Consider the following 25,646-nt stretch of genomic DNA (forward strand, 5'->3'; position numbering starts at 1 on the left):
GTTCGCTTCACCGTTCGAAGCGGTAGCCCATGCCCGGTTCGGTGACGAAATGGCGGGGGTGCGAGGGGTCGGCCTCCAGCTTGCGCCGCAGTTGCGCCATGTACACGCGGAGGTAGTTGGTCTCCGTGCCGTACGAGGGCCCCCAGACCTCCTGGAGCAGCTGCTTCTGGCTGACCAGCCGGCCGCCGTTGCGGACGAGGACCTCCAGGAGGTGCCATTCGGTGGGGGTGAGCCGGACGTCCCGGCCGTCGCGGTGGACCTTCTTCGCCGCCAGGTCGACGGTGAAGCCCTCGGTCGCGACGACCACCACACCGTCCTCGGCACCGCCGACCGGCTCGGCGCGGCGCACGGCCGCGCGCAGCCGCGCGAGCAGCTCGTCCATGCCGAAGGGCTTGGTGACGTAGTCGTCGGCGCCGGCGTCGAGCGCCTCGACCTTCTCGTCGGAGGTCTGGCGGGCGGAGAGGACCAGGATCGGCACCCTCGTCCAGCCGCGCAGGCCCTTGATGACCTCGACGCCGTCCATGTCGGGCAGGCCGAGGTCGAGGACGACGACGTCGGGGTGGCGCTCGGCGGCCAGCCGGAGGGCGCTGGCACCGTCGGGTGCGGCATCGACCTCGTACTTCCGCGCCTTGAGGTTGATCACCAGGGCGCGGACGATCTGTGGCTCGTCGTCGACCACGAGGACCCGGGTCATGGAGGGGGACCTACCTTCTTCGGTGCCCGTTGCGGGCGGCTTGGGTGAGTGGGGTGACTCTTGCTGATGTGTACGAGAGCGGGCGCGGTACGCGAGCGCACGCGGGACGAAAGCCGCCGCCCGCTCAGCTCACGGCATGCGCCGGAAGCTCCACGGCCGGATCCGGGGGCCCGCCCTGCACGGCCCTGAGGGTGAGCACCATGGTCAGCCCGCCGCCCGGGGTGTCCTCGGCGGCGAGGGTGCCGCCCATGGCCTCGACGAAGCCGCGGGCGACCGCGAGGCCGAGCCCGACACCGGCGCCGCGGGGGGCGTCGCCGAAGCGCTGGAACGGCTCGAAGATGCCGTCCTTGCTCTCGTCGGGCACTCCGGGGCCGTGGTCCACGACGCGCAGTTCGACGCGTTCTCCCAGGGTGCTGGCCGCGACCCAGACGGGTTCGCCGTCGGGGCTGTACTTCACGGCGTTCTCGACGATGTTGGCGACGGCCCGCTCCAACAGGCCCTTGTCGACCTCGACCATCGGCAGCGTCTCGGGGATGTCGAGTTCGGCGCTGCCGTCGGGCACTCCCCCAAGGGCCATCGGCACGACCTCGTCGAGGTCCACGACGCGGATCAGCGGCGTGACGGTCCCGGTCTGGAGGCGGGACATGTCGAGGAGGTTGCCGACGAGGTGGTCGAGCCGGTCGGCGCCCGCCTCGATGCCTTCGAGGAGTTCGGCGCGGTCCTCCTCGGACCATTCGACGTCGTCGGAGCGGAGGGAGGAGACGGAGGCCTTGATGCTCGCGAGCGGGGTCCGCAGGTCGTGGCTGACGGCGGCGAGCAGGGACGTACGGATCTTGTTGCCCTCGGCCTGCTTCCTGGCCTCCTCGGCCTCGCCGACGAGCCGCTGCCGGTCCAGGACGACCGCCGCCTGCGCGGCGAAGGCACCGAGGACGCGCCGGTCCTCGGCGGGCAGGACCCGGCCGGTCAGCGCCAGCGCCAAGCGGTCGCCGACCGGCATGTCCACGTCCGCGTCCTCCGGCCGTGCGACCGGGTGGGGGCCCACGCTCGCCGCCCGGGTCCAGGGCTCGACCTCGTCCGCCCGCTCCAGCAGGGTCACCGACTCCATCGAGAAGGTCTCGCGGACCCGTTCGAGGAGTGCGTCCAGGCTGGTCTCGCCGCGCAGCACGCTGCCCGCGAGGTACGAGAGCACCTCGGACTCGGCGCGGAGCCGGGCCGCCTGGTGGGTGCGCCGGGCCGCCAGGTCCACCACCGAGGCGACGGCCATCGCGACGCCGAGGAAGACGGCGAGGGCGACGATGTTCTTGGGGTCGGCGATGGTGATCCGGTGGACGGGCGGGGTGAAGAACCAGTTCAGGAGGAAGGAGCCGACCGCCGCCGACGCGAGCGCGGGCAGGAACCCGCCGAGCATCGCGGCGGCGACGGTCAGCGCGAGGAACAGCAGCATGTCGTTGGCGAGGCCGAGGTCGGCGTCGACATGGGTGAGGAGCAGGGCCAGGGCTGCGGGTCCGCCGACGCCGACCAGCCAGCCGCCGAGGATCCGGGACCGGCCGAGCCGCGCCCCGCGCGCGACGGGCAGCCCCCGCCCCTTGGCGACCTCGCTGTGGGTGACGATGTGGACGTCGAGGTCGGGACCGGACTCGCGGGCCACGGTCTGGCCGACGCCGGGGCCGAACACGTACTGCCAGGTGCGGCGGCGGCTGGAGCCGAGGACGATCTGGGACGCGTTGACCCCGCGGGCGAACTCCAGGAGCGCGGAGGGAACGTCGTCGCCGATGACGTGGTGGAACGTTCCGCCGAGGTCCTCGACGAGGGTCCGCTGGACGGCCAGTTCCTTCGGCGAGGCGGCGGTGAGGCCGTCGCTGCGGGCGATGTACACGGCGAGGACCTCGCCGCCCGCGCCCTTCTCGGCCAGCCGGGTGGCCCGCCGTATGAGCGTGCGGCCCTCGGGGCCGCCGGTCAGGCCCACGACGATGCGCTCACGGGCCTGCCAGGTGGAGCGGATGTTGTGCTCGCCGCGGTACTGCTGGAGGTACTCGTCGACCCGGTCGGCCGTCCACAGCAGCGCGAGCTCGCGCAGGGCGGTGAGGTTGCCGGGGCGGAAGTAGTTGGAGAGGGCCGCGTCGACCTTGTCGGACGTGTAGATGTTGCCGTGGGCCATGCGGCGGCGCAGGGCCTGGGGCGACATGTCGACCAGTTCGATCTGGTCGGCGCGGCGGACGATCTCGTCGGGGACGGTCTCGCGCTGCCGTACCCCGGTGATCGACTCGACGACGTCGCCCAGCGACTCCAGGTGCTGGATGTTGACCGTCGACACGACGTCGATTCCGGCCGCGAGGAGCTCGGCGACGTCCTGCCAGCGCTTGGGGTTCCGGGAGCCGGGGACGTTCGTGTGGGCGAGCTCGTCGACGAGGGCGACGGCCGGCTTCCTGGCCAGGACCGCGTCGACGTCCATCTCGGTGAAGGTGGCGCCCCGGTAGTCCAGGGTCCGGCGCGGGACCTGCTCCAGGCCGTGCAGCATCACCTCCGTACGCGGCCGTCCGTGGTGCTCCACGAAGGCGACGACGCAGTCCGTACCGCGCTCGATGCGGCGGTGTCCCTCGGAGAGCATCGCGTACGTCTTGCCGACGCCCGGCGCAGCGCCGAGGTAGATCCGAAGCTTGCCGCGTCCCATGGCACGACCATACGTCCAGCCAATCGGACATTCCGCACGCGAGCGGAGCCCGCGGTGCGGTATTGACGTGATTCTGATGTCGGGACGGCTGTCGGGGCGGCACCGCAGGAAACCGCCCCGGCCCTCAGTGCTCGATGATCTCGCCGTCGCTGAGCTCCAGGACCCGGTCCGCCAGGCCAAGGAGCTGGGGGTCGTGCGTGGCGACCAGGGCCGTGCAGCCCTCGCTGCGCACCACCGCGCGCAGCAGCTCCATGACGGCGAGCCCGGTCTCCGCGTCCAGCTGGCCGGTCGGCTCGTCGGCGATCAGCAGGGCCGGCTTGTTGGCGAGGGCGCGGGCGATGGCGACCCGCTGCTGCTGGCCGCCGGAGAGCTCGCCGGGTCGCTGGGCCGCGTGGTCGGCGAGGCCCACGAGGGAGAGCATCAGCGCGACCCGCTCCTCGCGCTCCTTCGGGTCGGCCTTCCGCAGCCGGAGGGGCACGCCGACGTTCTCGGCGGCGGAGAGGATCGGGAGCAGCCCGAAGGACTGGAAGATGAAGCCGATCCGGTCGCGGCGCAGCTCCAGCAGCCCGTTCTCGCCGAGCGTGGAGAGGTCGGTGCCGTCGATGACGATCCGGCCCCCGTCGGCGCTGTCGAGTCCGCCCACGAGGTTGAGCAGGGTCGTCTTGCCGGAGCCCGAGCGGCCCTTGAGGGCGACGAGCTCGCCGCGCGGGATGTCGAAGGAGACCCCGCGCAGGGCGTGGACCGCGGCCTCGCCCGTGCCGTACGAACGCCGGAGGCCCTCGACCCGGACCATCGGCAGGCCGGCCGGGTCCTCGGCGACGGCCGTTGCGGACCGCGTGCTGCTCTCACTCACCGTGTGCTCCCCCTCCTCGAACATGTGCGCCCGCCAGTATGGTCCGCCGCCGGATCCCAGGGCCAGAGCCCGCGACCGTACTGGGGGGTGTCCTGCCGATCAAGCCGGACACCCCCCGGGGCCTGTCCGACCCTGATCCGCCGGGCAGGCCCGGACCCCGGCCATGATCCGCCGGGCAGGCCCTAGGGGAAAACGGCCGGTGGGCCGCTCCCCGTACATCGCGTACGGGGAGCGGCCCACCGCTCGTGTCTCGATCGCGGCTCAGCGGATCTCGGTGACCTCCGGGCCGCGCTGGAGCTGGCCCATGCCGCCGGAGAAGCGCGACTCCGCCTGCTCCTCCTGCTGGACACCGTCCGGCACCATCTGCGCGTCGTTCGGCAGCTTGAGGACGATCGGGTCGCGCGGGGCCATCGGGCCCTCGCCGCGGACGACCACGGTGTCCCGCACGATCTGCTCCAGGAGCCCGGCCGCGTCCGGCTGCACCGCGCCCTGCCCGGAGATCACTCCGCGCAGGAACCAGCGGGGTCCGTCGACGCCCACGAAGCGCACGAGCTGCACGCCGCGGTTGCCGTCGGGCAGCTGTACGGGGACCTGGGCCCGCAGCTCCCAGCCGAGGGGGCCCTCGACCTCGTCGATGACACCGCCCTGCTGGATGATGCCCGTGGCGATCTCGTCACGGACCTCGCCCCAGATGCCCTCGTTCTTGGGGGCGGCGAAGGCCTGCAGCTGCACGGCGCTGTCGCGCAGCACGACGGTGGCCGCGACGATCGCGTCGCCCGCCACCTCGACCCGCAGCTCCATGCCCTCGACTCCGGGCACGAAAACGCCCCCGAGGTCGACGCGGCCGTCCTCCGGCGTGGTGACCTCGGAGAGGTCCCACGGTCCGTCGGGCCGGGGCGCCGGCGGAAGGTTCACCCGACGCGGCGCGTCGGCCGATTCGTCGGTGCCGACCTCGTCGACGACCTGCTCGGCCTCGCCCGCTGCGTCCTCAGCGGCACCGCTCTTCTTGCGACGTCCGAACACGTCACTGTCCTTCCCGGTCGGATACGACCGAAGCGTATCGATTCCCACCCGTTGAGCCGTCCACGGCGGCATGGCCGCCGGTGGACCCGAAGCCCCCCTCGGCCCGCGCCGAGCCGGGAAGCTCCGCCACCTCGTGGAAGCGAACCTTCTCGACCTGCTGGACGACCAGTTGGGCAATCCGGTCGAACCGCTCGAACCGCACGCTCTCGCGCGGGTCGAGATTGACCACGATCACTTTGATCTCTCCACGGTACCCGGCATCCACCGTCCCCGGGGCATTCACGAGGGCGACTCCGCAGCGGGCGGCCAGGCCGGAGCGCGGGTGCACGAAGGCCGCGTACCCGTCCGGCAGCGCGATGGAGACGCCGGTGGGCAGCACGGCGCGCTCCCCGGGGGCGAGGACGGCGGCCTCGGTGGTCACGAGGTCGGCGCCGGCGTCGCCGGGGTGCCCGTAGGCCGGGATCGGCACCTCCGGGTCCACTCGCCGGATCAGTACGTCGACAGGGTTGCGCATCAGGGGTTCACCTCGAAGGCGCGGGCGCGCCGGACCTGGTCGGGGTCGGACATGGCTGCCTGGATCTCCTCCGGGCGGCCGTTGTCGATGAAATGGTCGACCTTGACCTCTATGAAGAGTGCCTCGGCGCGGACGGCGACGGGGCCCTCGGGCCCGCCGATCCGGCCGACGGCGGTCGAGAAGATCTTGCGGCCGTGTACGGCGGTGACCGCGGCCTCCAGGTGGAGCACGGTGCCGACCGGGACGGGCCGGGCGAAGTCGGTCTCCAGTCTGCCGGTCACGGCGATGACCCGCAGCAGCCAGTTCAGGGAGCCGAGGGTCTCGTCGAGCGCGGTGGCGAGGACGCCGCCGTGCGCGAGGCCGGGGGCGCCCTGGTGGTCGGGGGTCACCGTGAACTCGGCGGTGACGGTCACGCCCTCGCCCGCCCGCGCCTCCAGGTGCAGGCCGTGGGGCTGCCCGCCGCCGCACCCGAAGCAGTACGCGTAGTGCGAACCGAGCAGCTCGCCGGGGGCCGGGGCGTCGGGGTGGCGTACCGGCGGTATGGCGTCGGCCGGCGGGGTGAGGGCGGCAGATGTTGCAGTCACAGGCGCAGACCTTACCCGCGCGGCCGGGCGCGGGTCGCGCCGTGCCAAGCTTGGACGCATGCAGCCTTCCGTGCCGTCCCCCGCCCCCTCCTCCGAGCCTTCGCCCGTGCCGTCCGCCGAGTCGCCCACCGGGACGCCCGTCGCGTCTTCCCCGGTGACGGCCTCGGCGGCGACCGCGCCACGCTTCGACGAGCGGCTGACGGCGCCCCGCTCGTGGTGGGTCATCGCGGGCCTGCTCGGCGTCTCCGGCGGCCTGGTCATGTTCCCGCTGGGGAACGTCCCGATGCTGGGCGGTCTGATCGTGGCGGCGGTGCTCGCCGGCGCGGCGGTCTCCTCGTACGGCTCCGCCCGGGTCCGGGTGGTCGCCGGTTCACTGGTGGCGGGCGACGCGCGGATCCCGGTCTCGGCGCTCGGGGCGGCCGAGGTGCTGGACGCGGAGGAGGCGCGCGCCTGGCGCACCTACAAGGCCGACCCGCGCGCCTTCATGCTGATGCGCAGCTATGTGCCGCGGGCGGTACGGGTCGAGGTCACGGACGCGGCAGACCCGACGCCCTACGTGTACCTGTCCAGCCGCGAGCCGGAGGCCCTGGTGGCCGCCCTGGAGTCCGTACGCGCCGAGGCCTGACCCCGCGCCGCCGCGCCGGGCGGCCGGGTCTCCTCGTCCGGCCCGGCCAGGGGCACGGCTAGAAGCCGAGCTCCTTGGGGTTCTCGGGCTGGTCCAGTGGGGGCAGCCCGCGGAGGGCGTCCCAGGGGACCTGGCGGGCGCGCAGGTCCTTGCGGATGTGTGCGGCGAGCTTCTTGGTGTCGCGCCGGTTCATGACCGCTCCGACGGCGGCGCCGACCATGAAGGGCGTGAGGTTCGGCAGGTTGCGCACCATGCGCTTCATGATCTGCTGGCGCAGTTCGCGCTTGAGCTGACCTCCGAGCGCCGCGTTGACCGTGGTGGGCTTGGAGGGGTCGATGCCCCGCTCCTCGGCCCAGGAGGTCAGATAGGCCATCGAGCGCTGGGTGATCCGGCCCGGTGGGCGCAGTCCGTACACCTCGTGCAGTTCGGCGATGAGTTTGAGTTCCACGGCGGCGACGCCGGTGATCTCGGCCGCCAGTTCGGCCGGCATGGCCGGCGGTACGGGAAGCATGGCGGCGGCGCCGACGCCCGCGCCGACGGTCGAGCTCGCGTTCGCCGCGCCCGTGACGAGCTTGTCGGCGATCTGCTCGGGTCCGAGCCCGGGGAACTGTTTGCGCAGGGTCGCCAGGTCGCGGACCGGGATCCGCGGGGCGAGATCGATCAGCCGGTCGGCCAGATGACCGATGCCGGCCTTGGCGCTGTCGCCGCCGCGCTTCACGCCGTCCTTGACGCTCTGCGCGACGCCGCGCCGGACGGCGTCGATCCGGTCGCTGTCGATCTTGATCTTGTCGAGTTGTGCCCGCGCCGGGTTGGCCAGCCGCCTGACGGCGTCCAGACGCCCGTGGCGTGCTTCGCCACGGCCCTCGCTCAGCTCGGCGGGGAGCCGTGTCGCATCCGGCCCGGCGGCCGGTTCGACGCGCACACCGGTCACCGCCTCGATGTCCGCGACGACGGCTTCGAGCGAGGCCGAAGGGCCCCGCTCGTCGTCACGCGCACCGAGGGAGGGCAGGGAAGCGGCCTGCTCGGCGTCAGGGGCCGTCTGGGCACCCTCCGCCGGGCTCATGCCGCCCTTGTACGTCTCCGAGCTCCCAGGGAGCCGGAGACGCCGCTTCCGGGACGGTGTCTCGCCTGCCACGGCCGGGCGATCTCAGTCGCAGTCGCGGCAGATCGGCTGGCCGTTCTTCTCCCGGGCCAGCTGGCTGCGGTGGTGCACGAGGAAGCAGCTCATGCACGTGAACTCGTCGGCCTGCTTCGGCAGGACCCGGACGGCCAGCTCTTCGTTCGAGAGGTCCGCGCCGGGCAGTTCCAGGCCTTCGGCGGCCTCGAACTCGTCGACGTCGACGGTCGAGGTCGACTTGTCGTTCCGGCGGGCCTTCAGTTCTTCAAGGCTGTCCGAGTCGACGTCGTCGTCGGTCTTGCGTGGGGTGTCGTAATCCGTTGCCATGTCGCTCTCCCCCTCTGGGTAGTTGCGGTGTCTCCAGCGCACGTAACGCGTGAGAGGTCGGACTTGTGCCCGACCTGAGGCGGAGATTTTGCCTCACATCAAGGTCTGTTACTCAATCGACACCCGTCGAGCGCTCTCACGAGTGATCGGCTTGGGGTGGCGAACCGGACCGTACACGGTCCTACGGGTGCCCTTCACAGGCGCCACCCCGTGTACTTCCCGTCATTCCGGGCCCCGGAAACCCGGACTTTTCCTGGTTTTCCGAGGGATTTCTCGGTCACGGAGAGTGGAGGTCCGGACACCCTCTCCTGTGATCGATCACACATGAGCGTCTCAGAATCGGGGCCCGAGAATTCCGCGCAAAGCGAACGGAACCGGTCGGCTCGTGCAGTGTGTCAGATCGGCAGAGTGACACGCATCACGAGACCACCGCCCTCGCGGGGCTCCGCGATGATACGGCCGCCATGGGCGCGAGCCACGGACCGGGCGATCGACAGGCCGAGACCGACCCCCTTGTCGCTGCCGGTGCGCTCCTGCCGGAGTCTCCGGAACGGCTCGAAGAGGTTGTCGATCTCGTACGCGGGGACCACCGGTCCCGTGTTCGAGACGACCAGGACAGCCTGGCCGTGCTGGACCTCCGTGGTGACCTCCACCCAGCCTCCTTCCGGCACGTTGTACCGCACGGCGTTCTGGAGCAGGTTCAGTGCGATCCGCTCCAGCAGGACGCCGTTGCCCTGGACCACCGCCGGAGCGCGCTCGCCCCGGATCTCGACGCCCTTGGCCACGGCCTCCGCGTGCGTCTGGTCGACCGCCCGGGAGGCGACCTCGGCGAGGTCGACGGCCTTGCGCTCGATGATCTGATTGTCGCTCCTGGCGAGCAGCAGCAGGCCCTCGACGAGCTGCTCGCTGCGCTCGTTGGTGGCGAGCAGGGTCTTGCCCAGCTGCTGGAGCGCCAGCGGGGCCTCGGGGTCCGAGGCGTGGATCTCCAGGAGCGTGCGGTTGATCGCGAGCGGGGTCCGCAGCTCGTGCGAGGCGTTCGCGACGAACCGCTGCTGGGCGGTGAAGGCCCGCTCCAGGCGCTCCAGCATCTCGTCGAAGGTGTCGGCGAGCTCCTTGAGCTCGTCGTCGGGGCCGTCCAGCTCGATCCGCCGGGACAGGTCGGAACCGGCCACCTGGCGGGCGGTCCGGGTGATGCGACCGAGCGGGGAGAGCACCCGCCCCGCCATGGCGTAGCCGAAGGCGAAGGCGATGATGCTCAGGCCGAGCAGGGCGAAGAGCGAGCGCCGCAGGAGGTCCTCCAGGGCCTGGTCGCTCTGGTATCGCAGACAGACCGACACGGCGTCGTTGAACTGCTTGCCACTGCCCTGGACGGGCAGCTCGCACCAGGAGGTGGTGGGCTGCACCTTGCCCTCGACGATCTCGAACGGCAGTTTGGCCGCGCTCTCGCCCAGCGTCTGCGCCGTGAAGAGGTAGATGATCGAGAGCAGCAGTACACCGGCGATCAGGAACATCCCGCCGTACAGCAGTGTGAGCCGTATCCGGATGGTCGGGCGCAGCAGCGGCCGGACGGGGTCCCTGGGGTCCCAGGTCGGCTTCGGCGGCGCCTGGGGGTGCGGCACTGAGGTGGTGGGCATCGGGTCAGATCCGGTACCCGGAGCCGGGCACGGTGACGATGACCGGGGGCTCGCCGAGCTTGCGGCGCAGGGTCATGACGGTGACGCGCACGACGTTGGTGAAGGGGTCGGTGTTCTCGTCCCAGGCCTTCTCCAGGAGCTGCTCGGCCGAGACGACGGCGCCCTCGCTGCGCATGAGGACCTCCAGGACGGCGAACTCCTTCGGCGCGAGCTGGACCTCCTTGCCCTCGCGGAAGACCTCGCGGCGGTTCGGGTCGAGCTTGATGCCGGCGCGCTCCAGGACGGGCGGCAGCGGCACCGTGGTGCGCCGGCCGAGCGCGCGCACGCGGGCGGTGAGCTCGGTGAAGGCGAACGGCTTGGGGAGGTAGTCGTCCGCGCCGAGCTCCAGGCCCTCGACGCGGTCGCTGACGTCGCCGGACGCGGTGAGCATCAGCACGCGCGTGGGCATGCCGAGCTCGACGATCTTGCGGCAGACATCGTCGCCGTGGACGAGCGGGAGGTCGCGGTCGAGGACGACGACGTCGTAGTCGTTCACCCCGATGCGCTCCAGCGCCGCGGCGCCGTCGTACACGACGTCGACGGCCATGGCCTCCCGGCGCAGTCCGGTGGCCACCGCATCGGCGAGCAGCTGCTCGTCCTCGACGACGAGTACGCGCACGTCGTAGTCCTTCCCTTGAGCCGCGGCCCGAAGGCGGACCGGCTGAAACCTGAGCACTGACTGTGCGTGTCCATCCTGCCCCGAACGCGCGTAAACCGGCTGTAAGACGGGTGTGCAAGGGCCGGGGCGCGGGGGTGGTGCGGAGGGGGCGTGCGGTGGGGCGCGTGACTCCGTCCGCGGTGGCCCGCGAAGAATTCACCTGATTCACGGGCCAGTTGAGGTTTCTATGAGGAAGGGGGTGGGGAGGACGTCTGCACACCCCGTGATCACGCCCTGTATGTGGCGCGCCACCTACCGCCTTCTGTCCCCCAGAGGCAGCAGTGTGTGATCCATCCACCCTCGGCACACCCCCGTGCCACCGGACCCACGACGAGGGGGCGCACGATGGACGCTTTCACCGCAGGACTGCTGCACCGGATCAGGGCCGCGCAAACCGACCTCACGCGTGCTCGTGAGACGGGCGACGACTTCCTCGCGGACGTCGAGCAGGCCGAGCTGGACGACCTGCACCGCCTGGCCGCCGAGCACGGCGTGGAGGTCGCGGTGCCGGGCGTCTGACCGGCCCGGCCCGTACGTACACGCGTCGAGGGCCCCGGAGCCGTACCGGCTCCGGGGCCCTCGCACGTCCGGTCTCGCTAGTCGTGCCAGGCTCCGAGCTCCTCCAGGAGCTCCTGGAGGGGCGCGAAGACGCCCGCGGAGGCCGCCAGGGTCAGCTCACCGGACTCCGGCTCCCCGGGTCGGCCGCCGGTCAGCGCGCCCGCCTCGCGGGCGATGAGCGCCCCCGCGGCGAGGTCCCAGGGATTGAGTCCGCGCTCGTAGTACGCGTCGAGGCGGCCCGCCGCGACGTCGCAGAGGTCGATCGCGGCCGAACCGCCCCGGCGGATGTCGCGGACGCGCGGGATCACGCGCTGGGCGACGTCGGCCTGATGGGCGCGACGGGACTGCACGTATCCGAAGCCCGTGCCCACGAGGGCCTGGTCGAGCTCGGGCGACGGGCGGACGGCGAGGCGCCGCTCCCCCGCGTACGCGCCGCCGCCGAGGACCGCCCGGTACGTCTCGCCGCGCATCGGCGCCTCGACCACGCCGACCACGGTCTCGCCGTCCCGCTCGGCGGCGATCGAGACCGCCCAGGTGGGCAGGCCGTAGAGGTAGTTCACGGTGCCGTCGAGCGGGTCGATCACCCAGCGGATCCCGCTCGTGCCGGGGCTCGACGCGCCCTCCTCGCCGAGGAAGCCGTCCTGCGGGCGGTGCTCGGAGAGGAAGCCGGTGATCAGCTTCTCGGCGGCGATGTCCATCTCGGTGACGACGTCGATGGGGCTCGACTTGGTCATCGCCACGGCCAGGTCGTCCGGCCGGCCGTCGCGCAGCAGCGCGCCGGCCCGCCGTGCGGCCTCCAGGCCGAGGTCGAGCAGTTCGGCGAGTAGCGGGTCGCTCACGTCGTTCACGCCGTTCAGGTCGGTCACAGGGGGCTCCTTACGCGTACGGGCTGTCGGCACCGGCCGCCGCCGGCCGCTCCGCCCTGGCCGGGCAGCAACCGATCGGGCACAGGTCGTGGGAGGCGCCGAGAGCGCCCAGGGCACACCGCTCCACCCGGGTGCCCCGCTCGCCCGCGGCACGCTCCAGGACGAGGTCGCGGACGGCCGCGGCGAAGCGCGGGTCGGCCCCGACGGTCGCCGAGCGCCGGACGGGCAGGACGAGCTCGGCCGCCTTGGCCGTGGCCTCCGTGTCGAGGTCGTAGAGGACCTCCATGTGGTCGGAGACGAAGCCGATGGGGACCATCACGGCCGCGGGCACCCCGGCGCCGTGCAGCTCCTCCAGGTGGTCGCAGATGTCGGGCTCCAGCCACGGGATGTGCGGTGCGCCGCTGCGGGACTGGTAGACGAGCTTCCAGGGGTACGCGACGCCGGTCGCCTCACGGACCGCCTCGACGATCACCCGTGCCACGTCGAGGTGCTGCCGCACGTAGGCACCGCCCTCGCCGTGCTCGGCGACCGGCCCGGAGCTGTCGGCGGCGGAGTCGGGGATGGAGTGCGTGGTGAGGGCGAGGTGGGCCCCGTCGCGCACGGACGGGTCGAGGTCGGCGAGGGAGGCGAGGACGCCCTCGACCATGGGCTCGACGAAGCCGGGGTGGTTGAAGTAGTGCCGGAGCTTGTCGACGCGGGGCAGCGGGAGCCCCTCCGCCTCCAGGGTGGCGAGCGCGTCGGCGAGGTTCTCGCGGTACTGGCGGCAGCCGGAGTAGGAGGCGTACGCGCTGGTGGTGAGGACGGCGATGTGGCGCCGGCCGTCGGTGATCATCTCGCGGAGCGTGTCGGTGAGGTACGGCGCCCAGTTCCGGTTTCCCCAGTAGACCGGGAGGCCGAGGCCGGCCTCCGCGAAGTCCGTCCGCAGCGCGTCGAGCAGCGCGCGGTTCTGGTCGTTGATCGGGCTGACGCCGCCGAACAGGAAGTAGTGCTGCCCCACTTCCTTGAGCCGTTCCTTCGGAATGCCGCGGCCGCGCGTCACGTTCTCCAGGAACGGGACCACGTCGTCCGGGCCCTCGGGGCCGCCGAACGAGAGCAGCAGCAGGGCGTCGTACGGGGCGGGATCGTGCTGATCGGACATGGCACCGATCCTCCCACCCGCCTCCGGCGGTGGGGGGCTCGGCCCGACCGACGGCGTCCGGCGGCGGGTACTCGTCCTGATTCAGGGTGCTCGTCCGAAAAAGGGGGATGACCGATCGACTTCAACACCGTAGGCTTTAGCTATTAATTACACGTGTTGAGTCGTCGCGCGGAGCCCGCTCCGGAGCACGGAGATCCGGAGAGCCTCTTGCCCAGCCCCTACCGCGCGATCTTCGCAGCGCCCGGAACGACCTCGTTCTCCGTCGCCGGTCTCCTCGGCCGCATGCCGCTGTCCATGATGGGCATCGGCGTCGTCACCATGATTTCCCAGGTCACCGGCAGGTACGGCCTCGCCGGCGCGCTCTCGGCGATGCTCGCGATGTCCGCCGCCGTCCTCGGCCCCCTGGTCTCGCGGCTGGTCGACCGCCACGGACAGCGCAAGGTGCTCCGCCCTGTGACGCTGATCTCGCTCGCCGGTGCCGCCGGACTCCTCGTCTGCGTCCAGCAGAAGAGCCCGGACTGGACGCTCTTCGTCTTCACGGCCGTCATCGGCGTCGTGCCGAGCATCGGGGCGATGACCCGGTCCCGGTGGGCGGAGATCTACCGGGGCGACGAGCGGCGCCTGCACACCGCGTACTCGTGGGAGTCGATCGTCGACGAGGTGTGCTTCATCTTCGGTCCGATCATCTCCATCGGCCTTTCGACGACCTGGTTCCCCGAGGCCGGCCCGCTGTTCGCCGGGGTGTTCCTGGCCATCGGCGTCTTCTGGCTGACCTCGCAGCGCGCGACGGAGCCCGTGCCGCACCCGCGGGAGAGCGGCGAGAAGAGCGTGTCCGCGCTCCGTTCCCCCGGCCTCCAGGTCCTGGCCCTCGCCTTCGTCGCCACCGGAGCCATCTTCGGCTCCGTGGACGTGGTGACCGTGGCCTTCGCCGAGGAGCAGGGGCACAAGGCGGCCGCGAGCCTCGTCCTGGCCGTCTACGCGCTGGGCTCCTGCCTCGCCGGCGCCGTCTTCGGCCTCCTGCACCTCAAGGGCGAGCCGTCCCGGCGCTGGCTCCTGGGCGTCTGCGCGATGGCCGTGAGTATGATCCCCCTCCTACTGGCCGGGAACTTGCCGTTGCTGGCCGTGGCGCTCTTTGTCGCGGGCCTGTCCATCGCACCGACGATGGTGACCACGATGGCCCTCGTCGAAGCGCACGTACCGCGCACCAAGCTGACCGAGGGCATGACCTGGACGGGTACCGGGCTCGCGGTCGGCGTGGCGCTCGGCTCCTCGGCCGCCGGCTGGGTGGTCGACGCGTCCGGGGCCGAAGCGGGGTACGTGGTGCCCGTCGTCTCGGGTGCGGTCGCGGTCGCGGTGGGTCTCCTCGGACACCGCCGGCTGCGCAAGCCGGCACCGGACCGGGAGGGGAAGCGTGAGCGGGACGACAACAGCGGGCTCGGGGAGCACCAGGACGGCGAGCAGCCCGTGGCGTAACTGGGCGGGGAACGTCACCTCCCGTCCGGTACGGGAGGTGAGCCCGGCCTCGGCCGAGGAGCTCGCCGAGGTGGTGCGCAAGGCGGCCGCGGACGGCCTGCGCGTGAAGACGGTCGGTACCGGCCATTCCTTCACCTCGATCGCGGCCACCGACGGCGTGCTGATCCGGCCGGGGCTGCTGACCGGGATCCGGCGGCTCGACCGCGAGGCGATGACCGTCACGGTCGAATCGGGCACTCCGCTCAAGCGGCTCAACGTGGCGCTGGCCCGGGAGGGCCTGTCGCTCACGAACATGGGCGACATCATGGAGCAGACCGTCGCCGGGGCCACCTCCACGGGCACGCACGGCACGGGCCGCGACTCCGCCTCGATAGCGGCGCAGATCCGCGAGCTGGAGCTGGTCACGGCGGACGGGCAGCTGCTGACGTGCTCGGAGAAGGAGAATCCGGAGGTCTTCGCGGCCGCCCGGATCGGGCTCGGCGCCCTCGGTGTGGTCACGGCGATCACCTTCGCGGTGGAGCCGGTCTTCCTGCTCACCGCGCGCGAGGAGCCGATGACCTTCGACCGGGTCGCCTCGGAGTTCGACGCGCTGCACGCGGAGAACGAGCACTTCGAGTTCTACTGGTTCCCTCACACGGACAACTGCAACACCAAGCGCAACAACCGCAGCGCGGGCCCCGCCGCCCCTCCCGGGAAGGTGAGCGGCTGGATCGAGGACGAGCTCCTCTCCAACGGGCTGTTCCAGGTGGCCTGCTCGGTGGGCCGCGCGGTCCCGCCGGTCATCCCGTCGATCGCCAAGGTCTCCAGCCGGGCCCTGTCGGCCCGTACCTACACCGACATCCCGTACAAGGTCTTCACCTCGCCGCGCCGGGTGCGCTTCCTGGAGATGGAGTACGCGCTGCCGCGTGAGGCCGCGGTCGACGCGCTGCGCGAGGTCAAGGAGATGGTCGAGCGCTCACCGCTCAAGGTGAGCTTCCCGGTGGAGGTGCGCACCGCCCCCTCGGACGACATCGCGCTGTCCACGGCCTCCGGGCGGGAGACCGCCTACATCGCCGTGCACCTCTACAAGGGGACGCCCCACCGCGCGTACTTCACCGCGGTGGAGCGCATCATGACGGCGCACGGGGGGCGTCCCCACTGGGGCAAGGTCCACACCCGTGACGCCGCCTACTTCTCCGAGGTCTACCCGCGCTTCGCCGAGTTCACGGCGCTGCGCGACCGGCTGGACCCGGACCGGCTCTTCGCCAACGACTATCTGCGCCGGGTCCTGGGCGACTGACGGTCACCCGGCGGCGCCCGTGGCGGGCGCCGACGGCGTCCCCGGATCGGCGGCGCCGGTGGTCGGGGCCTCGGTCGGCGCGGTCGGCGGCGCGGCAGGATCCGTGGGCTCCGTCGGGGCCGTGGGCTCGGCCGGCTCCGTCGGGTCGGTCGGGTCGGTCGTGGGGCCGGTCGGCGTCGGGGTGGGCGTCGACCCGCCGTCGGTGGAGCCCCCGGTCGTCGACTCCGGGTCGGGCGTCGCGGTGCCGGTCCCGCCGGTGCCCGGGTCGCCCGGGTCCGGTGTGGCGCCCGTCGCGGGGGTGCCGTCGCCGCCCTCCCGCTGTCCGGTGTCGCCGGCGGATCCGGACGGCGTCGGCGCGGGGTTCTCGTCCCGGTCCGGCGCGTCCTGCCCGGAGCTCCCGCCACGGCTGACGACGGAGCCGAAGGTGGTGGTCCCCTGGGTGCCGCTGAAGTCCTGGCCGGAGACCAGCTCGTAGGCCGTGATGCCGCCCATGGTGACGCCGAAGACCAGGGCCGCGGCGATCATCGGGCGCTTCCAGCCGCGGACGCGGGTGCCGTGCGTGGTCGCCGCGCCGAACTCCTCGTCGGCCTGCTCGCCGCCCGGGACCGCGTACGCCCCGGGGCGCGTGATCGTGCCGAGCATCATCGTCTGCCGGTCCCCGTCCCCCGCCGTACGCGCGGCCGGGAACGGCACCTGACGGGCCTTGGGCTTGGCGGCGGCGGTCGCGTCGCGCACCTGCTCGCCCGTGCGCTTGAACAGGTGCTGGAACAGCGGACCGCCGCAGGTGGCGATGATGCTGATCATGCCGGCGCCGACGATCGTGCCGTACACGCCGAGGGTGGAGGCGAGCTTGGCGGCGATGACCGCGGCCAGGGCACTGCCCGAGACCTGGGCCACGCTCAGGTCGATCCTTCTCCTGCCGCGATCGCTCTCCCCCGTGATGCTCGTCCCCTGTCCCACCTCCGTCTTCTCCGGATTCTCCGGCTCGTCCGTGTCGGTCTCCGGCCTGTGACGCATCTCCGACCCCTGATGACTCATCCGTTCGCCTTGCACTCAGAAGGGACAAATGGGCGGAGGTAATAGTTCCGCTTCTGCCGGTTCTGTGAAGAGGGACACGTAAGGGGGAAGATCGCGGAGACTCAACTCCCGTACCGCCCGAGAAGTTGGGCGGCGCGCCGGTCCACCCAAGTGGCCCGAATGGAGTACATTGGCGAACCCTGGGTCCGGACGCCTTCACGGGTGCCCGGGATCGGGGAGGGGGCCGAACGCGGCACTCGAACCGGCGGCGTCGCGCACCGCACGGAGACCCGCTGCACAGCGTGACCGTCAGTCACTCTGAGTGGCGAACAGGTAACCGTGCCATAACGACGCCCCAGGGTCCATGCCCGACACGCCGGGCAACTCGGCAAGGTAGTGGCAGGCTGCACCCGGGCAGGCCACACTCGACTAGCGGAAGCAGCGACGCACGTGACGTCGGCAGGCACCACCCGGGAGGTCCCCATGCCCGAACTGCGTGTCGTGGCCGTCTCCAACGACGGCACACGACTGGTGCTGAAGGCTGCTGACAGCACGGAGTACACACTTCCGATCGACGAGCGGCTCCGCGCCGCCGTGCGCAACGACCGCGCGCGTCTCGGTCAGATCGAGATCGAGGTGGAGAGCCACCTCCGCCCCCGTGACATCCAGGCGCGGATACGTGCCGGTGCCTCCGCCGAGGAGGTCGCCCAGATGGCCGGCATCCCCGTCGACCGCGTACGCCGCTTCGAGGGCCCCGTCCTCGCGGAGCGCGCCTTCATGGCGGAGCGGGCCCGCAAGACCCCGGTCCGCAGGCCCGGCGAGAACAGCGGCCCGCAGCTCGGCGAGGCGGTGCAGGAGCGGCTGCTCCTGCGCGGCGCCGACAAGGACACCGTGCAGTGGGACTCGTGGCGGCGTGACGACGGCACCTGGGAGGTGCTGCTTGTCTACCGCGTCGCGGGCGAGGTCCACACGGCCAGCTGGACGTACGACCCGCCCAGGCGGCTCGTCCAGGCCGTGGACGACGAGGCACGGGCGCTGATCGGCGAGACGGACGACACGATCGCCGCCGCGCCGGAGCCGAGCTTCCCCTTCGTGCCGCGCATCGCCCGGCTGCCCCGGGACAGGCCCCTGGACCGGGCGCTCGACCGCCAGATGGACCGGCTGGAGCGGACGCCCGCCCCGGCGCCCGAGCCGGAGGAGGAGCGCGACACGCTGACGAGCCTCCTGGAGGCCGTCCCGAGCTTCCGCGGCGACATGGTCGTGCCCGAGCCTCCGGACACGGAGCCCTCGGAGGAGCCGGAGGCGGAGGAGCCGCCGGCCCCGGCCGCCTCGGCGGGCGCGGGTTCCGCGTACGCCGACGTCCTCATGCCGCGCGCCGTATCGGGTCACCGTGACCGCCTCACCGGCACCACCGACCGCCAGGCCGAGGCCGACGGCGTCCGCCCCGGCCGCCGCGCCGCCGTGCCCAGCTGGGACGAGATCGTCTTCGGCACCCGGCGCAAGAAGCAGGAGTGACCGGCGTACGCGCCGGTACGTGAAAGGCCCGCGCCGGGCAGATCGCCGGCGCGGGCCTTTCGCGTGGGGCTTCCGCGTGGAGCGCGGCCCGGTGCTCGTGGGGCGCGCGGTCCTCGTGGGGCGCGGCCCGGTGTTACTGCGGGTCCGGTCCGGTGGCCACCGGACGGGCGGGGTCCCCCGACCACTCCGACCAGGAGCCGGCGTAGAGCGCCGCGGGGATGCCCGCGATCTCCAGGGCCAGGACCTCATGGGCACCGGAGACACCGGAGCCGCAGTAGACCGCGACCGGGGTGCCCTCGGTCGCGCCCAGGGCGGTGAAACGGTCCCGCAGGGCGTCGGCACCCAGGAACCGGCCGTCCGCGTCCACGTTCTCCGTCGTCGGGGCCGAGACCGCGCCCGGGATGTGCCCGCCGACCCGGTCGATCGGCTCCACGTCGCCCCGGTAGCGCTCCGCCGCCCGGGCGTCCAGGAGCAGCCCTGCGCGGGCCAGCTCCGCCGCCGCGTCGGCGTCGAGCAGTCCGAGCGCGCCCGGCTCGGGCCGGAAGTCCCCCGGCTCCGGCTCGGGGGTCTTCTCGGAGAGCTCCCCCGTCCAGGCCGCGAGGCCGCCGTCCAGGACCCGCACGTCCGGGTGCCCCGACCAGCGGAGCAGCCACCAGGCGCGGGCCGCGCCCCAGCCGAGACCGCCGTCGTAGACGACGACGGGCCGTCCCGCCGAGACACCCGCTCGGCGCATCGCGGCCCCGAAGGCCGCCACGTCGGGCAGCGGGTGCCGCCCGCCACTCCCGGGCGGTCCGGCGAGTTCCGTGTCCAGGTCGACGTAGACCGCGCCGGGGAGGTGACCAGCGTCGTACGCGGGCCGTCCGGGCGGGCCGCCGAGCGTCCAGCGGACGTCCAGGAGGACCGGCGGCCGCGCTCCGGCCGACTCGCTCAGAAGTTCGCTTGCGGAGATGATGGGCTTCATGGGTGCCATCCTCGCGCAGCCGGCATGGCCGCGGAGGGACACCCCGGCGTCATCGCGCGCCAACGCGCCCCCCGAATGGCGGTGCGGCCGGGACGCGCCGCCCGCCCGTCGGTGCGACCATCGGCCACAAGGCCACGCGGCACGGCCACGACGATGGTCCGAGGAGAGAGTGACGATGACCGAGGCGACTCGGCGCACCCCCGGCACGCCCTGCTGGGTGAGCCTGATGGTGCACGGGCTTGACGGGACGCAGGAGTTCTACAACGCGCTCTTCGGCTGGGAGTTCGTGCCCGGCCCGCAGCACCTCGGCCCGTACGTCCGGGCACTGCTGGACGGCAAGGAGGTGGCGGGCATCGGCCAGCTGCCGCCCGACCGGCACCTGCCCATCGCCTGGACCACCTATCTGGCGACCGACGACGCCGACGAGACCGCCGAGACGATCCGCTGCTGCGGCGGCACGGTCGCGGTCGGCCCGCTGGACGCGGGCGAGGCCGGCCGTCTGGCGATCTGCTCCGACCCCGTCGGCGCGGTCTTCGGCGTCTGGCAGGCGGAGGCGCACCACGGCACGGCGACCGCGGGGCCGCCGGGGACCCCGGTGTGGAACGAGCTCCTCACGTACGAGACGTCCTCGGTCGGCAAGTTCTACCGGTCGATCTTCGGCTACGAGGTGGAGCCGGTCGTCTCCGCCGACTTCGACTTCGCCACGCTCCACCTGGACGGACGCCCGGTGGCCTCCCTGCACGGCGTCGGGAACGCGCTGCCCAGGGACCGGGGCGCGCACTGGATGACGTACTTCGAGGTCGAGGACACGGACGGCGCCGCCCGGCTCGTCGCGGAGCTCGGCGGGCATGTGCTGAGGCCGCCGAGGAACGGCACGGCGGGGCGGCAGGCCCTGGTGACGGACCCGGAGGGCGCGGTGTTCACGCTCGTCAGGTCCGTCGACCACGGGTCCTGATCGGACGGATCAGGCCTTGCGGGCCCTGGCGAGGCCGCGGCGGAACCGCGACGTGCCGGTGGCGGCGACGGCCGGCTCCGGGAGGGCGGCCTCCGCCGCGCCCGGCAGGCCGAGCTGGGTCAGCCGCAGCCCCGTGAAGTGGTGCGCGATGCCCGGCTCCGCGTGGTGCTCGGCCAGGAAGCGGGTGGCCTCCTCGCGGAGCCCCGGGTGGCTCTTGTGCCGCATGCAGTAGCCGACGGCCCGTACCAGGGGTGCGAGAGAGTCCGGGGCCACTCCGGGGACCGCGGGCTCCTCTCCCTCTTCCAGGTCCGCGACCAGGTGGTCGACGACGGTGAGCGGGATCCGGTTGCTGTTCTCGAAGGGGGTGAGCCGTTCGAGGACCTCGACCGTGCCCACGCGGGCGATCGGGATGCCGTAGTAGACGGCGGCGGTGAGCATCGCCGTGGAGAAGCAGCCGACGACGAGCCGCGGCCTGCACCGCTCGTAGAAGGTCTCGGCGAGCAGCGGACCGTCGAGGACCGTCAGCCGTACGCCGAGCTCCGCCGCCTCCTCGTCGAGGGCCTGGGAGTAGCGGACGGGTGCGGTCGGGTGCGGCTTGAAGACCACCGAGGTGTGACCGGCCGCGGCCGCTCCGCGCAGCATCCGGACGTGCAGCTCCTCTTCCTCCTCGGCGGTGAGGAGGTTGAGGGCGGCGAGGTACTGGCCGAGCAGGAGGGCCGTCGGCTCGGCGGCCACGGCCCGCGCGATCGGCGAACCCCCGTCCGCGTCCGCCCGCTCGTCCGTCCGCTCGTCGGCACGCTCGTCGGCACGGGAGGCTTCGGCGATCTCGGCGAGCACCGCGCGGAAGGCGCTGTCGGGGACGAGCTCGGGCTCGACCCCGTACTCGCTCAAGAGCAGGGGCCGCAGTCCCGGCACCAGGTCGAGGTGGAGGACCCGGCGGATGCGGATGGCGATCGACTGGGCGAGGTCGGAGCGCGTCGGGCCGTAGCTCATCAGGCCGTCCGCGTAGACGTCGACCGAGCTCTCGGGGAATGCGGCGGCGAGGGCCTTGGCCGGGTTGACCTGGATGGATTCGACGATCAGCTCGACCCGGGCGGTGCCGAGGTCCCAGGCGCTCCGCAGCACGCGCTGCCAGAGCGGGGACTCCTCGGGTCGGGGCGCCCAGGCGGCGGGGTGGTACGGGTGGATCGTCTCGTTCCAGTCGAGGGTGCCGTCGAAGCGGGCGGCGATCCGCTCGTAGCCGGTCATCGTCTCCAGGCGCAGCGCCGTCTCCGGGATCTCGGCGTTGTGCGAGATCAGCAGGAGCCGGCGGGCGTCCTCGCGGGGGCCGAACTGTCCGGCGTCCAGCGCGGCCGCGAGGGTGGCCGCGCCGTAGAGGGTGGACACCTGGAAGATCTGCACCGGGCGGGGGTCGTGGGCCGTGCCGGAGGCCATGGCGGAGTGCGTGTCGTGAGCCATGGGTCAGGCGGTCCTTCCGGTTTCGCGCAGGCTCCGGAGGAGGGTACTGCGCGGGGTGTCCATGGTGGTGAGGGTCTCGTCGAGGACCTGCTGCGGCATGCGGCGCAGGGCATCGCCGACGTCGGTGCGCAGCCGTGCGGCGACCTCGGGCTCGTACTTCCCGACCTTGCCCATGTGAAAGGCGATCATCGCGCAGTAGGTGCGGACGGCCTTCGGCAGGAAGCGGTCCGCCTCGGCGTCCCGGGAGACGTCGTCGAGCAGGAGGTCGTACGAGGTGATGAAGTCCAGCTGCCGGTTGTCGGTGATCTGGGTGAGCGAGGTGGTGACGCCCCGGCGGTAGAAGACACCGTGCAGGGAAAGCGCCGCGAACGTCCGGGCCTTGAGGTGGAGGCGCCAGATCCAGAGGCGGTCCTCGGCTGTTTTCAGTGAGGTCTCGAAACGCGAGGCACCGTTCTCGAAGAGCCGTCCGCTGTAAATGCCGAAGGGGACGAAGGGATAGTCGACCATCGTCACCATGCTGGCGGGCGAGATGCCGTCCCTGGGGTCCATCACCGCGTCGCGGACCTTGGCGGGGGCGTACTTGATCTGTCGCTTCCGGCCTTCCGCGAGGACGTGGTCGGTACGGGCGAAATCGCAGTCCAGGGCGGAGATTCCGGCCACGGCGGCGCTCAGGTGGCCGGGCGCGTACCAGTCGTCGCCGTCCAGGAAGGTGAGGTAGTCGCCCTTCGCCGCGTCGATTCCGGTGTTTCGTGCCTGGGCTACGCCGAGATTCGTCTCGTGCCGGATGACGGTGGCGTTCGGCAGGCGGTCGCGCCAGCGGTCGAGGATTTCCGGGGTGTCGTCCGTCGAGCAGTCGTCGATCAGCAGGAACTCGAATTCCGGGTTCGCGTTGTTCGCGAGACTGCGCAGGGTGTCGGGCGCATAGGGCCCGACATTGTGGAACGGGACGACGACGGACAGCTTTGGCACTCGGAATCCCCACACTGAATCGAACAATTAAACGCCGGTACGGCGGGCACAGTAGCCGTCCACATTTCCGCCCGAACGATCCACGGGTGCACTCCGGGTGAACTCTTGTCTTCCCTGAGGGAAACCCGTCAGGTCCGGGCGCGGAGGGTCCTGCGCTGCGACCGGCGGTGCAGGAGCGCCGTCGCGGCCAGGGCGAGGAGCGCGCCCCCTCCGACGGCGCCGCCGAGACGGAGACCAGGTGGCCGGAAGGAGCAGCCGACCGTGGTCGCCCGCCCGTCGAGGGGGACGGCGACGAGGCCCTGGTAGGCGCGGGCCGGAGCGGCTTCCGCGGCGCCGGCGGCGCAGCGCCAGCCGGAGACGCGCGGTACGGCGAGCACGGCGACGCCCGTGCTGCCCGGGGGCAGTTCGGCCGAGACGCTGTGGCCCCCGGCGCTGACGCGGGTGGCGCCGGTGGCGGTGAGCTGTCGTACGGCGGCGTCGAGCCGCGCCCGGTCGAGGCAGCCGACGGGTTGTCCGGGCAGCCGGATCCCGGCCTTGGGCAGCAGGTCGATCCGCACCTCACCGGAGGCGGGCACGGTCCCGAGGGCCCGCATGGGGGCGCGTACGGCGGGCGGCTTGCCCTCGAACTCGACGGCGCCCTCCCCCGCCAAGGCCGCCGAGCCCTTGTACTCGGGCGCCCAGAACCAGACGTCGGAGCCCGCCGGGCAGCGGGCGGTGAGGGTGCGTCCGGTGCGGCGCGTGTCCCGCGGCAGCTCGTACACCGAGGAGCCGAGGAGGAGTTCCTGTCGGACGAAGGCGGAGTCCCCCGGGCGCGGGGCACGTGCCGCGCGCGGACGGACGGTCACCAGGGGCGGCACGGGGGTCGTGGTGACGGTGACCGTGGCCCGGGGCAGGGCGTCCTGACGTACCGGCTCCGTGGGCTCCGAACGGATCCGGGCACCGATGGAGAACAGGGCGTCGGTCACGGGGTTGTCGAGGGTGACCGGGTGCCGGCCCTTGGCATACGAGCCGAAGCCCAGCGCGGAGAGGGTGGAGGACGTCACCTCGGCGGTGAGGCTGCTGTAGACCTCGGCGCCCTGGCCGCCGACGATCAGGACGTCGTTGCCGCCGGGCACCTCGCCGGGGTCCGTGCGGTAGCGGGGCCAGGCGTCGACGCGGGCCGCCTCGCGGGCGGCGGCGGTGTGCCAGGGGCCGATCCGGGGCGACCAGGCGACCTCGCTCCGCTGCTGCTCCTCGATCCGCTTGCCGGCGACGGCCGTCTCGCCCGCCTGGGCGCCGACGAAGAGGGCCAGGGCGAGGACGGGCAGGACGCGGGCGGACAGGGCGCCGGCCGGGTTCGGTCGGGTGCCCTGCCAGGCCAGGAGGGCCGCCACGAGTGCCACGGCCGCGGCGGCGAGGAAGGCGGGGAAGGTCCATGCGTCGATCTCGACGCTCCCCCGGGCCGCCCAGGCCAGGGCGGCGAGCAGCGCGCCGCCCGCGAGGAGCGCACTCGGCCGGGGCACGCCCTGGGCGACGGAGAACCAGGCGGCGATGAGCAACAGCCCGCACAGGACGAAGGTCTGACGGTACGGAGCGCCGTTGGGCGAGGCCCCCGCGTGCCAGAGCAGATGGGTGGGGTCCCACTGGAGGGAGAGTGTCACCAGGACGACCGCCGCCGTCCAGCCGGCCCGGACGCGCGGGGCGACGGCCCCGTTGAACGGCAGCGTCAGGGCGAGCGCGAGGGCGGGCGTACCGATGAAGAGGGCGGGGCTCGTGACGCTCGCCGTGCCGGGCAGGAACCGGGCGAGGACGTCCGTCCAGGGGACGGGCGCGAAGGTGGTCACGGGGGTCGGGTCGGCGACCTTGGTGGCGAGGAAGACGATCACGACGAGCGGCGCGGCGAGCCCGATGCCGATGAGCACGCCGCGGGCGGCGCGGAGCGCGCCGGCGATCCGCTGCCGGGCGGTCGCGCTCTCCTCGGCGGTGAGGAGCCGGACGGCGAGGAAGACGGCCGCGCCGAGGGTGGCCATGTAGGCGGTGTAGAAGTTGGCGATCCAGGCCAGGGCGACGACGACGGGGCCGAGGACGGGACGGCGGCCGGTGCGGGCCCACTCGCCGACCAGGCAGAGCAGCGGGAAGGCGACGAGCCCGTCGAGCCACATCGGGACGGTGGCGCCGAGGTTGAGGGTCCAGCCGCAGAGCGCGTACGCGGTGCCGAGCGCGGCGGCGACCGGCCAGGGACCGGGGCGCAGCCGCAGGAGCAGCAGCGCCGCCGCGCCTCCCGCGGCGCTGATCTTGACGGCCGTGACGACGTAGAGGGCGAGCTCGATCCGGTCCGCCGGGAAGAGGACGACGAGCAGGTCGAAGGGGCTGCTCAGGTAGGTGCCGATGTCGCCGAGGAACGGGGAGCCGAAGCCGGAGTTCCAGTTGAGGAAGGCGTCGCCGTGCGTCTCGCCGAGGAGGAGGGCGCGCCAGTAGGCGTGGTACGGCAGGTACTGCTGGCCGAGATCGACGACGTTCCTGGTCACGGGCCCGAAGGGGTACGTACGGGACAGCGCGGTCGCGAGGCAGAACAGCGCGGCGGAGAGCAGGGAGGCGGCGAGCGGGGCGGCGGCGGCCGGGGCGAGCGGGCCCCGCAGCCGGAGAACCGACCGCAGACCCGACCGGCGCCGGGTCCCGCCGCCCCCCTCCTCGCCGTCGACCTCGTCGAGCACGGTCTCGGCGGCGGGGGGCACACGT

23 protein-coding genes are annotated in these 25,646 nt (G+C 72.7%); 6 read left to right on the forward strand and 17 right to left on the reverse strand.

What is annotated here, in order from left to right; translation table 11 throughout:
* Window positions 1-7 precede the first annotated feature (7 nt).
* The 6 genes from OG357_RS09555 to OG357_RS09580 form a co-directional block, all read right to left on the reverse strand.
* The gene (locus OG357_RS09555) at window positions 8-694 is read right to left on the reverse strand and encodes a response regulator (RefSeq protein WP_329620757.1); all 687 of its coding nucleotides are present in this window, start codon (window positions 692-694) and stop codon (window positions 8-10) included.
* Window positions 695-818: 124 nt separating this feature from the next.
* Window positions 819-3,365, reverse strand: a complete 2,547-nt coding sequence (locus OG357_RS09560) for a sensor histidine kinase KdpD (RefSeq protein ID WP_329620758.1) — start codon at window positions 3,363-3,365, stop codon at window positions 819-821.
* 124 nt (window positions 3,366-3,489) lie between these two features.
* The gene (locus OG357_RS09565) at window positions 3,490-4,242 is read right to left on the reverse strand and encodes an ABC transporter ATP-binding protein (protein WP_443066651.1); all 753 of its coding nucleotides are present in this window, start codon (window positions 4,240-4,242) and stop codon (window positions 3,490-3,492) included.
* A 237-nt stretch (window positions 4,243-4,479) separates the two neighbouring features.
* Window positions 4,480-5,241, reverse strand: a complete 762-nt coding sequence (locus tag OG357_RS09570) for a DUF3710 domain-containing protein (RefSeq protein ID WP_329620759.1) — start codon at window positions 5,239-5,241, stop codon at window positions 4,480-4,482.
* Window position 5,242: 1 nt separating this feature from the next.
* Window positions 5,243-5,755 (reverse strand): dUTP diphosphatase, encoded by a 513-nt coding sequence (gene dut / locus OG357_RS09575; protein ID WP_024758522.1) that lies wholly within the window; start codon window positions 5,753-5,755, stop codon window positions 5,243-5,245.
* Window positions 5,755-6,339, reverse strand: coding sequence for a PaaI family thioesterase (locus tag OG357_RS09580; protein ID WP_317599941.1), 585 nt, complete (start codon window positions 6,337-6,339; stop codon window positions 5,755-5,757). Before OG357_RS09580 ends, dut begins: the two co-directional genes overlap by 1 nt.
* Window positions 6,340-6,397: 58 nt before the next feature.
* On the opposite strand from OG357_RS09580, the gene OG357_RS09585 reads away from it, so the two are divergent.
* Entirely contained in the window at window positions 6,398-6,964 is a 567-nt protein-coding gene (locus tag OG357_RS09585; protein ID WP_329620760.1) for a DUF3093 domain-containing protein, read from the forward strand.
* A gap of 58 nt (window positions 6,965-7,022) precedes the next feature.
* Here the strand turns inward: OG357_RS09585 and OG357_RS09590 are convergent, their stop codons facing one another.
* The 4 genes from OG357_RS09590 to OG357_RS09605 form a co-directional block, all read right to left on the reverse strand.
* Window positions 7,023-8,099, reverse strand: a complete 1,077-nt coding sequence (locus OG357_RS09590) for a hypothetical protein (protein ID WP_329620761.1) — start codon at window positions 8,097-8,099, stop codon at window positions 7,023-7,025.
* Window positions 8,100-8,111: 12 nt separating this feature from the next.
* On the reverse strand, window positions 8,112-8,408 hold the full coding sequence (locus OG357_RS09595; RefSeq protein WP_003955561.1) for a DUF4193 domain-containing protein: 297 nt from the start codon (window positions 8,406-8,408) through the stop codon (window positions 8,112-8,114).
* A 395-nt stretch (window positions 8,409-8,803) separates the two neighbouring features.
* Window positions 8,804-10,042: a sensor histidine kinase gene (locus tag OG357_RS09600; protein ID WP_329620762.1), complete on the reverse strand. Its 1,239-nt coding sequence runs from the start codon at window positions 10,040-10,042 to the stop codon at window positions 8,804-8,806.
* A gap of 4 nt (window positions 10,043-10,046) precedes the next feature.
* Window positions 10,047-10,700, reverse strand: coding sequence for a response regulator transcription factor (locus OG357_RS09605; protein ID WP_024758527.1), 654 nt, complete (start codon window positions 10,698-10,700; stop codon window positions 10,047-10,049).
* Window positions 10,701-11,084: 384 nt separating this feature from the next.
* Between OG357_RS09605 and OG357_RS09610 the strand changes: the two genes are divergently transcribed.
* Window positions 11,085-11,258 (forward strand): hypothetical protein, encoded by a 174-nt coding sequence (locus OG357_RS09610; RefSeq protein ID WP_329620763.1) that lies wholly within the window; start codon window positions 11,085-11,087, stop codon window positions 11,256-11,258.
* A gap of 77 nt (window positions 11,259-11,335) precedes the next feature.
* Here OG357_RS09610 and OG357_RS09615 read toward each other — a convergent pair whose 3' ends face one another.
* Together OG357_RS09615 and OG357_RS09620 are read right to left on the reverse strand one after the other, a co-directional pair.
* Window positions 11,336-12,136 (reverse strand): inositol monophosphatase family protein, encoded by an 801-nt coding sequence (locus OG357_RS09615; protein WP_329625542.1) that lies wholly within the window; start codon window positions 12,134-12,136, stop codon window positions 11,336-11,338.
* A gap of 37 nt (window positions 12,137-12,173) precedes the next feature.
* Window positions 12,174-13,301, reverse strand: a complete 1,128-nt coding sequence (locus OG357_RS09620) for a ferrochelatase (protein WP_329620764.1) — start codon at window positions 13,299-13,301, stop codon at window positions 12,174-12,176.
* Between the two features lie 207 nt (window positions 13,302-13,508).
* Here OG357_RS09620 and OG357_RS09625 point away from each other — a divergent pair, with 207 nt between their 5' ends.
* Together OG357_RS09625 and OG357_RS09630 are read left to right on the forward strand one after the other, a co-directional pair.
* Entirely contained in the window at window positions 13,509-14,774 is a 1,266-nt protein-coding gene (locus tag OG357_RS09625) for an MFS transporter (RefSeq protein WP_329620765.1), read from the forward strand.
* Complete coding sequence (locus OG357_RS09630; protein ID WP_329620766.1) at window positions 14,713-16,053, forward strand: D-arabinono-1,4-lactone oxidase; 1,341 nt, start codon at window positions 14,713-14,715, stop codon at window positions 16,051-16,053. Before OG357_RS09625 ends, OG357_RS09630 begins: the two co-directional genes overlap by 62 nt.
* Window positions 16,054-16,056: 3 nt before the next feature.
* On the opposite strand, the gene OG357_RS09635 is transcribed toward OG357_RS09630, so the two are convergent.
* Window positions 16,057-17,070: a hypothetical protein gene (locus OG357_RS09635; RefSeq protein WP_329620767.1), complete on the reverse strand. Its 1,014-nt coding sequence runs from the start codon at window positions 17,068-17,070 to the stop codon at window positions 16,057-16,059.
* A gap of 450 nt (window positions 17,071-17,520) precedes the next feature.
* On the opposite strand from OG357_RS09635, the gene sepH reads away from it, so the two are divergent.
* Window positions 17,521-18,585 (forward strand): septation protein SepH, encoded by a 1,065-nt coding sequence (sepH, locus tag OG357_RS09640; protein ID WP_329620768.1) that lies wholly within the window; start codon window positions 17,521-17,523, stop codon window positions 18,583-18,585.
* A gap of 133 nt (window positions 18,586-18,718) precedes the next feature.
* Here sepH and OG357_RS09645 read toward each other — a convergent pair whose 3' ends face one another.
* Window positions 18,719-19,546, reverse strand: a complete 828-nt coding sequence (locus tag OG357_RS09645; protein WP_329620769.1) for a sulfurtransferase — start codon at window positions 19,544-19,546, stop codon at window positions 18,719-18,721.
* A gap of 175 nt (window positions 19,547-19,721) precedes the next feature.
* Between OG357_RS09645 and OG357_RS09650 the strand changes: the two genes are divergently transcribed.
* On the forward strand, window positions 19,722-20,501 hold the full coding sequence (locus OG357_RS09650; protein ID WP_329620770.1) for a VOC family protein: 780 nt from the start codon (window positions 19,722-19,724) through the stop codon (window positions 20,499-20,501).
* Between the two features lie 9 nt (window positions 20,502-20,510).
* Here the strand turns inward: OG357_RS09650 and OG357_RS09655 are convergent, their stop codons facing one another.
* The 3 genes from OG357_RS09655 to OG357_RS09665 form a co-directional block, all read right to left on the reverse strand.
* Window positions 20,511-21,959, reverse strand: coding sequence for a polysialyltransferase family glycosyltransferase (locus tag OG357_RS09655; protein ID WP_329620771.1), 1,449 nt, complete (start codon window positions 21,957-21,959; stop codon window positions 20,511-20,513).
* Between the two features lie 3 nt (window positions 21,960-21,962).
* A complete protein-coding gene (locus OG357_RS09660) occupies window positions 21,963-22,928 on the reverse strand; it encodes a glycosyltransferase family 2 protein (protein WP_329620772.1) in 966 nt (321 codons plus the stop codon).
* A 128-nt stretch (window positions 22,929-23,056) separates the two neighbouring features.
* Entirely contained in the window at window positions 23,057-25,642 is a 2,586-nt protein-coding gene (locus OG357_RS09665; protein WP_329620773.1) for a YfhO family protein, read from the reverse strand.
* Window positions 25,643-25,646: the final 4 nt, after the last annotated feature.

The organism is Streptomyces sp. NBC_01255 (assembly GCF_036226445.1).
GTDB lineage: Bacteria > Actinomycetota > Actinomycetes > Streptomycetales > Streptomycetaceae > Streptomyces.

Excerpts from the sequence above, each read along its gene's own strand:
- OG357_RS09635 (WP_329620767.1), bottom strand. The coding sequence starts at position 17,070 with ATGCGTCACAGGCCGGAGACCGACACGGACGAGCCGGAGAATCCGGAG.
- OG357_RS09655 (WP_329620771.1), bottom strand. The coding sequence starts at position 21,959 with ATGGCTCACGACACGCACTCCGCCATGGCCTCCGGCACGGCCCACGAC.
- OG357_RS09620 (WP_329620764.1), bottom strand. The coding sequence starts at position 13,301 with ATGTCCGATCAGCACGATCCCGCCCCGTACGACGCCCTGCTGCTGCTC.
- dut (WP_024758522.1), bottom strand. The coding sequence starts at position 5,755 with ATGCGCAACCCTGTCGACGTACTGATCCGGCGAGTGGACCCGGAGGTG.
- OG357_RS09585 (WP_329620760.1), top strand. The coding sequence starts at position 6,398 with ATGCAGCCTTCCGTGCCGTCCCCCGCCCCCTCCTCCGAGCCTTCGCCC.
- OG357_RS09610 (WP_329620763.1), top strand. The coding sequence starts at position 11,085 with ATGGACGCTTTCACCGCAGGACTGCTGCACCGGATCAGGGCCGCGCAA.
- OG357_RS09555 (WP_329620757.1), bottom strand. The coding sequence starts at position 694 with ATGACCCGGGTCCTCGTGGTCGACGACGAGCCACAGATCGTCCGCGCC.
- OG357_RS09650 (WP_329620770.1), top strand. The coding sequence starts at position 19,722 with ATGACCGAGGCGACTCGGCGCACCCCCGGCACGCCCTGCTGGGTGAGC.
- OG357_RS09645 (WP_329620769.1), bottom strand. The coding sequence starts at position 19,546 with ATGAAGCCCATCATCTCCGCAAGCGAACTTCTGAGCGAGTCGGCCGGA.
- OG357_RS09600 (WP_329620762.1), bottom strand. The coding sequence starts at position 10,042 with ATGCCCACCACCTCAGTGCCGCACCCCCAGGCGCCGCCGAAGCCGACC.
- OG357_RS09560 (WP_329620758.1), bottom strand. The coding sequence starts at position 3,365 with ATGGGACGCGGCAAGCTTCGGATCTACCTCGGCGCTGCGCCGGGCGTC.
- OG357_RS09595 (WP_003955561.1), bottom strand. The coding sequence starts at position 8,408 with ATGGCAACGGATTACGACACCCCACGCAAGACCGACGACGACGTCGAC.
- OG357_RS09565 (WP_443066651.1), bottom strand. The coding sequence starts at position 4,242 with ATGTTCGAGGAGGGGGAGCACACGGTGAGTGAGAGCAGCACGCGGTCC.